The organism is Qipengyuania sp. JB2-7 (assembly GCF_055693485.1).
In genome coordinates this window covers 1,968,676-1,981,538 of record NZ_CM146335.1, presented here as the reverse complement: position 1 = coordinate 1,981,538, position 12,863 = coordinate 1,968,676, and the positions used below count along the sequence as shown (strand labels likewise).

The following is a 12,863-nucleotide window of genomic DNA, read 5'->3' as shown; positions in this document are numbered from 1 at the left end:
GCTCTTCCGGCTATGGCCAACCCAAAACCTCAGGCGGCGGGCGCATATCCTGCCGCCAAGAGGCGTTCTGTCAGTTCGTCAAATAAAGCACGGCTAGACGCTCCGATCATACCTTTGCGGCCGCTATCGACCCGATAGTGCGAGGCATCGGGGCGGAGGCATGTGCCACCTGCTTCGTTGAGGAATAGGCATCCCGCTGCATGGTCCCAAGGTAGCGTGCGCTCGTAGATCGCGAGTTCATGCTCGCCTAGCGCGGTGAGAGGATATTGCTCTGCTGCGCAGCCCGGCGCATCAACGAGTGTGTAATGTGGCGCGATTTCAGCCTCGAATAGGGCGCGTTGATCACTCGCCATAAACTTTGTCATTGCGGCAAGGGTAGGGGGTGTCGCGCCGCTCGATTTCGCTTCAATGCGCTCACCATCAATGAATGCACCTTTGCCGAGCCTGGCGTGACACAGGCGTTCGCGACGCGGGTCGTATATCCATCCAGATTGGGTTTCGCCCGCCTCGGCCATCGCGATCATGATCGCAAAATGGCCTGAACCACGCGCGAAATTGCTGGTCCCGTCAATAGGATCTATAATCCAGCAAGGGCGCGACAGGCTATCCATCACACTCGGATCAGCATGCGCGGCTTCTTCGCCAATTATAGCCAAGTCTGGACGAATTTTCGCGAGGCCATCTGATAACATCGCCTCGGCTTCGCGATCAGCTACGGTGACCAGATCATCCGCCGCTTTTTCGATCACATCTTCGCTGCGAAGGTTCTTATAGCGCGGCATTATCGTTTTCTGGGCGACTGATTGCATTAGTGCGAGGACGTCTCGATCAAGAGCGGTCATCATGATCGATAATCCGCATTAATAGTTATATATCCGTGTGTTAGATCGCAAGTCCAGACGGTTGCCCGTCCAGGGCCAATGCCAATATCAACTTCTATACCAATCTCGTCGCCCTTGAGATGCTCGGCAACAGGTGCTTCGTCATAATCATCGAGCGGCAACCCGTCTTTTGCCGCCCACGTTCCACCAAATCCGATAGAAAGCGTATCGCGATTGGCGGGCTCCCCGGCTTTGCCCACCGCCATCACAACACGGCCCCAATTGGCATCACCGCCTGCAATCGCCGTCTTCACAAGCGGAGAGTTGGCGATGGAAAGGCCAATGCGGCGCGCGCTTTGGTCTGTTTCTGCCCCGGATACTGCGATGGTGATGAATTTGGTTGCTCCTTCGCCGTCGCGAACAACCAATTGAGCGAGTTCACGGCAGACTGAGAGTAAAGCGGCGTAGAACGCATCTGCTCCTGCATCGCTCCATGTGCTGATGGTGGGCGCGCCGCTTTGCCCAGTTGCGAAGATCATAATGGTGTCACTGGTCGACGTGTCACCATCAACCGTGATGCAGGAAAAAGTCACTGCATTCGCTTTGGTGAGCATTTCTTGAAGCAGGCTCGGTACGATCGTTGCATCTGTAAAAATATAGCCCAGCATCGTGGCCATGTCGGGCGCAATCATACCACTGCCTTTGATTACGCCAGCAATTTCGACCCGCTTACTCTCTATCATCGCTGACGCGGCCGCACCCTTCGCGAAAGTGTCGGTGGTGCCGATTGCGTTGGCCACGTCCTCCCATCCGCAAGGTTGCGTGCTAAGCGCTGCCGCAACACCAGTGCTTGCAACATCTTTGGGCAACGGAACACCGATAACGCCCGTGGACGACACAAATACTTCAGACGCTTCGCATCCTATGCCGTCGGCGACCTGCGCCATTATCTGTTCGACCGCTTCTCGTCCGCGATACCCGGTGAAAGCATTTGAGTTGCCGGCATTGACGACCAGCGCTCTGGCTTTGCCAGCTTTTACCTGCTCGCGGCCCAGCTCCACCTCGCTCGAAGCGCAGGCGCTCTGCGTAAAGACGCCCGCAAGTGCGGTGCCTTCTTCCAGCTCGATTAGTGTCAGATCTGAGCGGTCCCAATCTTTGTAACCGGCGCGAACGGTGCGTGCAGTTACACCGCCAATCGCTGGCATATCTGGAAAGGGTTTGGCGAGCGGTGAGGGTGGTAAGTCCATAGCGAGCGCTCTAAAGCGTGCTTCATAAAGCAGCAATTGCAATCCTTCTAAGGCGCTGCATTTGATAAGGGCGGGAGAGTAAATGACCAGATTTTGCGCAGTCGCGCTGGCGATTGGAACATTGGGTGTTGCACCCGCGACGGCACAATCGGCAGACGAAGCGGCAGAGGCGGTAGAACTCTATGAGGTTCCAGCTCCTCCAGCAATTGCGGTTCCGCCAGCAAATCGGGATCCGAGACCCAAGCGCGGTTTCTGGGACCTAATCAAAGACTCGGACTATCCTAGCTCTGAGTGGAAAAATGGTATCGAGGGAACGGTAAGCTATGTTCTCGACGTCGCTGAGAATGGGCTAGTGACCAATTGCCTTGTTTCGCGAAGCTCTGGCTCCACCGCTTTGGATGATATTGAGTAATCCGCGAGACGATCAATTGGCGAGGTAGATTTTTTACGAGTTAGCGTCTATATGCTGCGGAATGATGTTACGTCGTCTCTTGGCCTGCTTTGCGCTCATGACCGGTCTTGCGGTACGTGTCCGCTCCAGCGCAGGCCAATCTGGTTGAGGCTTTTAGCACTCAGATAGAGGCTGATGACAAGCAGACGCATGCCAAGAAAGAGAGGCGTTGCGAATGCCATCACGAGAAGCGTGGAAAGCGTGACCGTGAAACCCCTGCGCGCCCTTGTGAGAATGCAGAACCTGTTCGCATCTTCTTGCCGACAGTACAGCTGGGCGTCGATCTCTCGCTCGAATAGAGCTCTTCACATCTTCAATTTTTTGTGAGTGTGCGCACAATGTGGCGCGCCAACCAACTCTTTTATATACTACTTTTAAGGGCACCCATCCATGTTTGATGCCATTATGAAGACCTTCTTCGGTTCGTCTAACGATCGTTACGTGCGCTCGATGAACAAGGTTGTCGCGCAGGTGAACGCGCTGGAAGATCAGATCACGGCTCTCTCTGACGAGGAGCTTGCTGCGCAGACGGACAAGTTTCGCGGCCAATTAGCTGACGGCAAAACTTTAGACGACATTCTGCCAGAGGCGTTTGCCACAGTTCGCGAAACCTCCAAACGTGTGCTCGGCATGCGGCATTTTGATACGCAGATGGTCGGTGGAATCGTTCTTCACCGCGGTGAAATCGCCGAGATGCGCACCGGTGAAGGTAAAACTCTGGTTGCGACTCTCGCGACGTACTTGAATGCGATTGAGGGTAAGGGCGTCCACGTCGTTACCGTTAATGACTATCTTGCCAGTCGTGACGCAGAATGGATGGGTCAGATTTACCGTTTCCTCGGTCTGACGGTCGGCGTAATTATCCCTAATCTCAACGAATTTGAGCGGCGCGATGCCTACAATGCTGACATCACGTATGGTACGAATAACGAGTTTGGTTTCGACTATCTGCGCGACAATATGAAGCATGAGCGCGCCCAGATGGTGCAGCGCCCGTTTAACTACGCGATTGTCGATGAGGTTGATTCGATCCTGATCGACGAAGCGCGGACACCGTTGATCATTTCTGGCCCGACGGAGGATAAGTCAGAACTGTATGTAGCGATTGATGAGATCGTCAATGACCTCGATCCAGAATGGTACGAGGCAGATGAAAAGACCAAGAACATCACTTGGACTGAAGAGGGCACGGATGCGATCGAGGCCAAGCTGCGTGAGGCAGGTCTCCTTGAAACCGATAACCTTTATGACGTTGAGAACACGCAGGTGGTGCACCACCTCGATCAGGCGCTCAAAGCGAACATCATGTTCAAGCGCGACATCGACTACATCGTCAAAGACGACAAGGTTGTAATCATTGATGAGTTTACCGAGTCGGATGATGGATGGTCGGCGCTGGTCAAACGGCCTGCATCAGGCGGTGGAAGCCAAGGAAAAGGCCAAGATCGAGCCCGAGAACCAGACGATGGCATCGATCACATTTCAGAACTATTTTCGTATGTATCCAAAGCTGTCGGGCATGACTGGTACGGCGGCCACTGAGGCGTCTGAATTCTGGGACATTTACAAGCTCAACGTCGCTGAAATCCCCACTAACAAGCCGGTCGCGCGGATCGATGAGGACGATCAGTTCTACAAGAACACGATGGACAAGTTCGCCGCGATTGCGAAAGCTATCAAGGAAAAGAACGAGATCGGTCAGCCCGTTCTTGTAGGCACTGTCTCTATCGAAAAGTCCGAATTGCTTAGCCAGTTTCTCGACAAGGAAGGCGTAAAGCACGAAGTCCTGAACGCCCGTCAGCACGAGCGTGAGGCGCATATTGTCGCGCAGGCGGGCCGCATCGGTGCCGTAACAATTGCGACGAACATGGCCGGGCGCGGTACGGATATTCAGCTGGGCGGTAATATTGAATTCCGCATCGGTGACGAACTGAGCGAGATGGAAGACGGCCCGGCGAAGGATGCGGAGATCGCTCGCATCACGCAGGAAGTTGAAGACGAGAAGCAGCGCGTTCTCGAAGCAGGAGGCCTGTTCGTTCTGGGCACCGAGCGCCACGAAAGTCGCCGGATTGATAATCAGCTGCGCGGACGTTCAGGCCGTCAGGGCGACCCTGGCCTGTCGCGATTCTATCTATGCTTGGAAGACGATCTGCTTCGGATCTTTGGCCCTGATACGCTTTTCTCCAAAATGATGAACTCAAACCTCGAAGATGGTGAGGCGATTGGTTCCAAGTGGCTGTCAAAAGCGATTGAGACTGCGCAGAAGAAGGTCGAGGCACGCAATTACGAAATGCGTAAACAGGTCGTTCAATACGATGACGTGATGAACGACCAGCGTAAGGTCATTTATGAGCAGCGTGCTGAGATCATGGACAGTGAAACTGTCGATGATGTCGTTGTCGATATGCGCCACGATGCGATAAATGCGATGGTCGGCGACGCTTGCCCTCCAGGCTCATACCCAGAGCAGTGGGATATTGAGGGGCTGAAAACGCGTGCTGAGGAAGTCCTCGGCCTGACGCCGCCGCTCGATAAGTGGATGGAAGAAGACACGCTCGAGCCTGAAATCATTGAGCAGCGGATTCGTGACGAAGCGGATCAGGTCATGGATGGCAAGATCGCGCAGGCTGACCTGCAACGCTGGCGCTTCTACGAAAAGAGCCTGTTGCTCCAGAAGCTTGATTTTCACTGGAAAGAACACCTTGCGACGCTTGATGCGTTGCGTCAGGTCGTTTGGCTGCGTGCGCATGCGCAGAAACAGCCGATCAACGAGTATAAGCAAGAGGCGTTCGGCCTTTTTGAGCGTATGCTCGACACACTGCGCGAGGATGTGACCGGCGAAATGCTGCGAATGCAGATTGCGCAGGCTCCGGCACCCGCTGAGGTTCCAGAAGAAGTTCTCGCAGGTCTGCCCGACTTCCTGACTGGTCATATCGATCCCCTCACAGGACTTGATAATTCGGCAGATGGCGATGGGTCGGCGGAGCGGCCAGAGCTGTTCGGTTCGCTGGCGGGTTCCCCACGTGCTGCGGCGGGCCCAGGTGGTGCATTTGTGGAAGATCCCTACGCGGATATGGAAGTGAGCCGCAACGCGCCATGCCCATGTGGCTCGGGCAGCAAGTATAAGCATTGCCACGGCGCAATTTCGGCAAAGGTTTGAGTTCCGACTCATCTGACATTTGACCGCGCCACCCACGCCCTCCACCCCTCCAGCCGGATTAAGCCCCGGCAGGTTCCGGGTGAAAGGGGGAAGGGCGCGGGTGGTGTTAGTCTAAAAATGACACGTAGATGACAATCCTCGCCGCCGCATTTTTCGTCACCGCGCTGCTCTATGCATCGGTGGGGTTTGGCGGTGGCTCGACCTATAGCGCGCTGCTTGCTCTGAACGATGTTGACTACCGCATTTTGCCGCTGCTTGCGCTGGCGTGTAACATTGTCGTGGTCGCAGGCAGTACAATACGGTTTGCCCGGTTGCAGATCACACCGTGGCGCGGTGCGTTGGTGCTGACCGGTATCGCTGCGCCAGCCGCCTTTCTCGGTGGGCTGACCCCGATCAATCGTGAGCCATTTCTTCTGATCTTGGGCGCCAGCCTGATCCTAACGGGATTGACGCTGCTCATACCGATCAAAGAAGCTTCGGAGAACACACCCAATTGGTGGGGCCGCTTCATGCCGCTCGCTGCCGCGCCGCTCGGTTATCTGGCGGGGTTGGTGGGCATTGGCGGCGGGATATTCCTTGCACCATTGCTCCACCTGACGCGGTGGAACAATGGTCGTGCGATTGCGGCAACGGCCAGTCTGTTTATCCTCGTAAACTCGCTTTTCGGGCTAGCGGGGCAGATACTAAAGGGCGGTCCAGACCGTCTTTCGGCAGCGATTACCTTTGGCCTGCCGCTGATGATCGCCGTTGCGCTCGGCGGATGGATCGGTGGGCTGCTTGCCGCGCGCTTCCTGCCGCTTAACTGGATACGCTGGATAACCGCGGCACTCACCATCTGGGTGGGCACGCGGCTGCTCATTGGAATGTGAGAAAATGGCTCCCCGAGTTGGATTCTGAACCAACGACCAAGTGATTAACAGTCACCTACTCTACCGCTGAGCTATCGGGGAGCAGCCAATCGGCAGAGCGCGCCTATATGAAGACCGTAAAGATTTGGCAAGCGGACAATCGCTTTTGTGGCGATTTTTATGCGATTTCTGGGCCACCCACTCCTTACACCTGAAACTGCTCCGCGATCATGCGCTCATCCAGCGCTTGGCCCGGATCGAACAACAGCACCAGTTCATGCTCTCGCGTGATTTCCACGCTCACCTCGGCCACATCGCGCAGCTCCTTTTGATCAGCCACGGCAGAGACGGGGCGCTTTTCCGGCTCTTTTACTTTTACCGTAATGCGACTGCGATCTGGCAAAATTGCACCGCGCCAGCGCCTCGGACGAAAGGGGCTAATCGGGGTTAGCGCCATCAGATTCGAATCAAGCGGTAAAATCGGACCGTTTGCAGAAAGGTTATATGCGGTTGAGCCAGCAGGAGTTGCGACCAGAACTCCATCACAGATCAATTCTTTGATCCGCACCCTGTCGTCGACTGAGATTTCAAATTTCGCGGTCTGGCGCGTTTCACGCAACAGGGAAACTTCGTTTATCGCGCTGTATCTGTGACGTTTACCATCCTGCGTGACGGCTTTCATCTGCACTGGTGCGATCCGTATGGCTTTGGAGCGTTTGATCCGGCTCAGCAGTTTTTCCGTGCCACGTTTCTTGTTCATCAAGAAGCCGACTGTGCCCAAGTTTACGCCATATACTGGCAGAATATCGCCTGTTTCCAGCATGCTATGCAGGGTTTGCAGCATAAAGCCGTCCCCACCCAGTACGACGATAGCTTCTGCCTCCTCAAGCGGGCACCAGTCATGTGACGCCTCGAAATCGGCTTTCGCAGCCTGCGCCTTGTCGCTGTCGGAAACCAACAATGCGAGCTTTGCAAATTCAGGCATCATTCCCCCAATCGCGCTTCGCCATGCCAAACGGTTAAGCTCATCTGTTAGGTCATCCCAAATGAGTGGCTCTGTAATCCCCCCTATTGGTCGCCGTCCCATTTGGCAACGTGACGCAAATGCACCATAGGAATTGCCAACGGCACGAATAGAGGGTCGCCATGGCAAGTCGCGCACAAAACCTGGATATAGGATCCCCGGATGAACTCACGGGGCTCGCTGATCTTGCGCAGGCGCGAGATACAATTGCCAAATGGCAGCGAGATTGGCCGGATGGGGCCGCGAATTGCCCACTGCATGTCATGCTGGTCGAGTTGGGTCGGATCGACACTGTCAATGTTGCATTTGGCGAAACTGCGGGCGATGGAGCTCTAGTGGAAGTTGCACAGCGAATTCGCCACTTCGCTGCAGATGAGTTGGAAAGCAGCGTTTGGCTCGCTGCGCGCGTCGCTGGCGGATCTTTCCTGCTAGTGGCGCGCGAGGAATGCAGTCGGGAACGTTGGCAGTGGCTTGCTGAGGCGCTTGCTGACGCGTTGTCAGTGCCTATTAGCAAGCAAGGCGGGGAGGGCGCACTTCGCCTCTCGCCGCGGATTGTTCTGATGCGAGCGGTGGACGCCACAACTCCAGAAGGAATGCTTGATACGCTGGCAGAAGGCGCGCGCCGACTTCGCGGCATGGCTGGTCAAAGGATCAGCTGGGAAAGCGGTGAGCACATCAAGGGTGGCCGGACCAATCACCAGCTTGAGGCTGACCTGCTTGAGGCAATTGATCGTGATGAGATCGAAGTGGTTTTTCAACCGCAATATTCCGTGGCCGATGATACGCTGATTGGCGCTGAGGCTCTCGCGCGTTGGCAGCATCCTGAACTGGGCCGGATTGGCGCGGGATTGCTGTTCACGGTTGCCGATCGGATTGATCACGTAACGCATTTGTCGCGCCACATTGCTCGTAAAGCTCTGATGAATATGAAAGACTGGCCAGAACATCTGCGCTTGTCTTTGAACATTACGCCAGAGGACCTCGCGACCGGCGGGTTCGCGCGCGAACTCACCATGCTCATTGAAGAGGCTGACATAGCACCTGCTCGCCTTACGCTAGAGATTACCGAGCAGGTCATCTTGTCCGACTTGGATCGGGTCGGAGCGGTTCTTGATGAGCTCCGTCATCTGGGCATCACGCTGGCACTTGATGACTTCGGCGCAGGGTTCTGCAATTTCCATTATCTCAAGATCCTGCCGATCGACAATTTGAAGCTCGATCATTCGATGGTCGACAACATTCACAAGGATAAACGCGATTTGTCGATCTTTCAGTCGATTACATCGCTTGCCAAAGCGCTAGAGATGTCGGTGACTGTTGAGGGTGTCGAGAACGCTGAGCAGCTTGCTCTCGTCAGGGGCGAAGGGTGCGAAACCTATCAAGGCTTCTTCAAGGCTGAGCCTATGACGAAGTCAGACTTTCTCGAGCTTACTAAAGCCTAACTGGGCTCAGACGTTAGGTCGCTTTCTTCTTCGATTTGCGAACAACGCCGCTGAGGCCCTTAGTAAGCTGAAACAGGCCGTTGAGCCGACTTTCCGGATTGCCCCATGCACGGTTGATCACCAGCTTCATATCTGGGCGCAGCTTCGCGGTGCCTTTCAGCCGATCAACATAAGCAAGCAAGCCGACTGGGTCCGGGAAGTCATTCTCGTGGAAGGTGACGAGCGTTCCAGCATTGCCAACTTCAATTTTAGCGATGTTTGCTTCGATCGCCTGATGCTTGATCTGGATCAGCCGCACCAGATTGGATGTCGCGGCAGGCAAGTCGCCAAATCGGTCAATCATCTCAGCGGCCAGCGCTTCAATCTCGGCGTTGTCTTGCGCGTCGTTCAGGCGGCGGTAGAGCGCCATGCGCACGGCAAGGTCGGGCACATAATCCTCTGGGATCATAATCGGTGCATCAACGGTGATCTGCGGGCTGATTTTCTCAGGTTTTGCTTCTAGCCCAGCTTCGCCTGCCTTAAGCGCCAGAATCGCATCCTCAAGCATCGATTGGTACAGCTCAAAGCCAACCTCGCGGATATGGCCAGATTGCTCATCGCCGAGCAGATTCCCCGCGCCGCGAATATCAAGATCGTGGCTCGCGAGCTGAAACCCGGCGCCGAGACTGTCGAGGTCACTAAGCACTTTCAGACGCTTCTCAGCGACCTCGGAAAGCTGCGTGTTCTCGGGCGTTGTCAGATAGGCATAGGCGCGCAGTTTTGATCGGCCCACACGACCTCGCAATTGGTAAAGCTGAGCCAAACCGAACCGGTCTGCGCGGTGAATGATGATAGTATTAGCGCTTGGTAGGTCCAGTCCGCTTTCGACGATCGTGGTCGATAGCAAGACGTTATACTTACCTTCGTAAAACGCGCTCATCCGGTCTTCGATTTCGCCAGCGCTCATCTGTCCGTGCGCCGTCACCGCTTTCAATTCTGGCACCGTGTCGCGCAGCCATTCCTCAACCTCGGCCATATCCGAAATGCGCGGCACGACGATAAAGCTCTGCCCGCCGCGGTGATGCTCGCGCAGCAAGGCTTCGCGCATCACAACCTCATCCCACTCCATCACGTAAGTGCGCACAGCGAGACGGTCGACCGGCGGTGTCTGGATGGTGGATAGCTCGCGCAGGCCCGTCATCGCCATTTGTAAGGTTCGCGGAATAGGGGTCGCGGTCAGGGTCAGCATGTGCACATCAGCACGCAGCGTCTTGAGCTTCTCCTTATGTGTAACGCCAAAGCGCTGCTCCTCATCCACCACGACGAGGCCGAGATCCTTGAATTTGGTGTTTTTGGAGAGAATTGCGTGGGTACCTATCACGATGTCCATCGTGCCGTCGGCCAATGCGTCGCGCGTTTCCTTGGTTTCCTTCGTTGAGACCAAGCGCGAGAGCCTTCCGACTTTCAATGGAAAACCAGCAAAGCGCTCAGAGAAATTTTGGTAGTGCTGCCGCGCTAGCAAAGTTGTTGGCGCGACGACTGCCACTTGCTGACCGTTCATCGCCGCCACAAAGGCTGCACGCAAGGCAACCTCCGTCTTGCCAAAGCCGACATCGCCGCAAACCAACCGATCCATCGGCTTTCCGCTCTCCAGATCGCGCAACACATCGGTGATGGCGCGCTCCTGGTCCTCGGTTTCCTCCCATGGGAAGCGATCAAGGAACTGGTTGTAAGGGCCTTCTTCCGCCTCAAATACTGGTGCCTTCTTCAGCGCGCGTGCGGCAGCTGTTTTCATCAGTTCTCCGGCAATCTCGCGGATCCGCTCGCGCATTTTTGCGCGGCGACGCTGCCACGCTTCTCCGCCGAGCCGGTCAAGCTGAACCGCCTCTTCGCTGCTGCCATAGCGGGAGAGGACATCAATGTTTTCGACCGGGATATAGAGCTTGTCTCCGCCCGCATATTGCAGGCACACGCAATCATGCTTCGATTTCCCGACCGAGATCGGTTCCAAATCGAGATACTTGCCAATGCCATGCTCTGTATGGACCACCAGATCACCCGGCGTGAGAGCAGATAGCTCGGCCAGAAACGCGTCGGAATCCTTGCGCTTTTTCTTACGGCGCACCAGCCTGTCACCGAGTAAATCCTGCTCAGTGATTAGCTCGAGTTCATCGTTGGCGAAGCTCGCCTCTAGCGGCAGGATCAGCGCAGTCGGTTTGCCTTTTGCCGAAAGGCCCAATGCTTCCTGCCAGCTTTCTGCGGTCTCAATCGCGCATCCTGCTTCGCTTAAGATAGAGCTTATGCGAGCACGGCTGCCTTTAGAATAGGTCGCGAGAAGCGGGCGTTTCCCGGTTTTGCCGAGAGCCTTGAAATGATCTGCCAGTGCCTCGTAGACGTTCTCTCCCCGCGCGCGATCCGGGGCGAAATCACGACCTGATCGAAACCCGAAATCGAGTACCTTTTCGCTAGCTGGCTCATTGAATGCGCTCATCCGATGGGCAGGAAATTCTGCGACCGAACCGCTATATTCTTGATGCGTCAGATATAGCGCATCCGGTGCAAGCGGGCGATAGCCGCCCTTGGCTTGGCCACTGACAGCCCGTCTTTGCTCGAAGTAATCCGCGATGTCAGTAATTCGCTCTTCCGCAGCCTTCACAGAAGCGCTGTCCAGCACCAGCACATCAATCTCACTCAGATGATCGAACAGCGTCGTCAGCTTGTCCTCGAAAAGCGGTAGCCAATGCTCCATTCCCGCGAGGCGGCGACCTTCGCTGACGGCCTCATAAAGCGGGTCTTGCGTCGCTTCGGCGCCGAAAAGTTCGCGATAGCGGCTGCGAAACCGTTTGATGCTGCCTTCATCAAGCAGGGCCTCGCTTGCGGGCAACAGTAGATGCCCTTCGAGCGTGCCCGTGCTGCGCTGCGTGCTTGGGTCGAACAGCCGCAAGCTTTCCAGTTCATCGCCAAAGAAATCGAGCCTCAGCCCTTGGTCGAGGCCGCTGGGAAAGATGTCGACGATAGAACCGCGGATGGCGAACTCACCGGCGTCAATCACGGTATCTGTTCGAGAATATCCTTGGCGCTGCAGCAGTGCGGCGAGGCTGTCCATACCGATCTCGCTGCCCGGTTTGAACGCGCGGACATTCTCGCGAACGCGGAAAGGTGAAAGGACACGCTGTAACAGAGCGTTGGCAGTTGTGACGAGCAATTGATTGCGGTCAGTATCCGCCTGCAGCCGGTGCAGAGCTGCCAGGCGTTTTGCACTGATCGATAACGCCGGACTGGCTCGATCATAGGGCAGCGAATCCCAAGCAGGAAACTCGATTACTTCCAGCTCTGGCGCGAAATATAGCGCGGCCTCCGCAATACTGCGCATCGCTGTATCATCGGGTGCGACGAATACAGCACGCCCTTTTGCGGCGCGTGCCAGATCGGTCAGCACCAATGGCTGCGCACCGCGCGCAACAGATGCGAGCGTCAGCGGCTTTTGAGCCTCGATAATACGGGAAAAATCAGACATGCGTATGTTTAGTGCTGTGTCACGAGCTTTGTTCCGGCTAACGCGGAATATCGACAAAATCGAGACGTTGCATGGCATCCATCAGGGGACCTGCAAACGCTTCGGGCGTCTGCCGGGTCTTCATTGCCCAGGCCATTACATCGACGTCGTCCTGATCCAGCAAGCGTTCGAACCAGGAGAGGTCATCCTCCCCCAGGCGTTTGCATGCGCATCGAAGAAACCGCCAAACGTGTAGTCGGCCTCACGCGTTCCGCGATGCCATGCGCGAAACTTTGCTCGGGCGAAACGGGTTTCTAGTTCAAGTGCACTTGGATTGTCGGGCATGAGGCGCGGGTAGGGCACTCGCATTGTCCGCGCAAGCGGGTATAGAGCAT

Annotated in this window: 8 protein-coding genes, 1 tRNA gene and 2 pseudogenes; 5 read left to right on the top strand and 6 right to left on the bottom strand. The window is 55.9% G+C overall.

Annotated elements, in window-relative coordinates; all coding sequences use genetic code 11:
• Positions 1-29: 29 nt before the first annotated feature.
• Positions 30-842: an inositol monophosphatase family protein gene (locus ACZ1GM_RS09915; RefSeq protein ID WP_472678541.1), complete on the bottom strand. Its 813-nt coding sequence runs from the start codon at positions 840-842 to the stop codon at positions 30-32.
• On the bottom strand, positions 842-2,068 hold the full coding sequence (argJ, locus tag ACZ1GM_RS09910) for a bifunctional glutamate N-acetyltransferase/amino-acid acetyltransferase ArgJ (protein WP_472676313.1): 1,227 nt from the start codon (positions 2,066-2,068) through the stop codon (positions 842-844). The genes ACZ1GM_RS09915 and argJ overlap by 1 nt, the downstream gene beginning before the upstream one ends.
• Before the next feature lie 82 nt (positions 2,069-2,150).
• Here argJ and ACZ1GM_RS09905 point away from each other — a divergent pair, with 82 nt between their 5' ends.
• The 4 genes and pseudogenes from ACZ1GM_RS09905 (at position 2,151) to ACZ1GM_RS09890 (ending at position 6,548) form a co-directional block, all read left to right on the top strand.
• Positions 2,151-2,480: a TonB family protein gene (locus ACZ1GM_RS09905; protein WP_472676312.1), complete on the top strand. Its 330-nt coding sequence runs from the start codon at positions 2,151-2,153 to the stop codon at positions 2,478-2,480.
• Between the two features lie 116 nt (positions 2,481-2,596).
• On the top strand, positions 2,597-2,818 hold the full coding sequence (locus tag ACZ1GM_RS09900; RefSeq protein ID WP_472676311.1) for a hypothetical protein: 222 nt from the start codon (positions 2,597-2,599) through the stop codon (positions 2,816-2,818).
• Positions 2,819-2,909: 91 nt separating this feature from the next.
• Positions 2,910-5,679: pseudogene (gene secA / locus ACZ1GM_RS09895) on the top strand (preprotein translocase subunit SecA).
• 128 nt (positions 5,680-5,807) lie between these two features.
• Positions 5,808-6,548, top strand: a complete 741-nt coding sequence (locus ACZ1GM_RS09890) for a sulfite exporter TauE/SafE family protein (protein WP_472676310.1) — start codon at positions 5,808-5,810, stop codon at positions 6,546-6,548.
• 5 nt (positions 6,549-6,553) lie between these two features.
• Here ACZ1GM_RS09890 and ACZ1GM_RS09885 read toward each other — a convergent pair.
• Positions 6,554-6,629 (bottom strand) — tRNA-Asn (locus ACZ1GM_RS09885).
• 103 nt (positions 6,630-6,732) lie between these two features.
• Entirely contained in the window at positions 6,733-7,512 is a 780-nt protein-coding gene (locus ACZ1GM_RS09880) for an NAD kinase (protein ID WP_472678540.1), read from the bottom strand.
• Positions 7,513-7,673: 161 nt separating this feature from the next.
• On the opposite strand from ACZ1GM_RS09880, the gene ACZ1GM_RS09875 reads away from it, so the two are divergent.
• A complete protein-coding gene (locus tag ACZ1GM_RS09875) occupies positions 7,674-8,993 on the top strand; it encodes an EAL domain-containing protein (RefSeq protein WP_472676309.1) in 1,320 nt (439 codons plus the stop codon).
• A gap of 13 nt (positions 8,994-9,006) precedes the next feature.
• Here ACZ1GM_RS09875 and mfd read toward each other — a convergent pair whose 3' ends face one another.
• Both mfd and ACZ1GM_RS09865 read right to left on the bottom strand, forming a co-directional pair.
• Entirely contained in the window at positions 9,007-12,489 is a 3,483-nt protein-coding gene (mfd, locus tag ACZ1GM_RS09870) for a transcription-repair coupling factor (protein ID WP_472676308.1), read from the bottom strand.
• 37 nt (positions 12,490-12,526) lie between these two features.
• Positions 12,527-12,837, bottom strand: a pseudogene (locus tag ACZ1GM_RS09865) (succinate dehydrogenase assembly factor 2).
• Between the last annotated feature and the right edge of the window lie 26 nt (positions 12,838-12,863).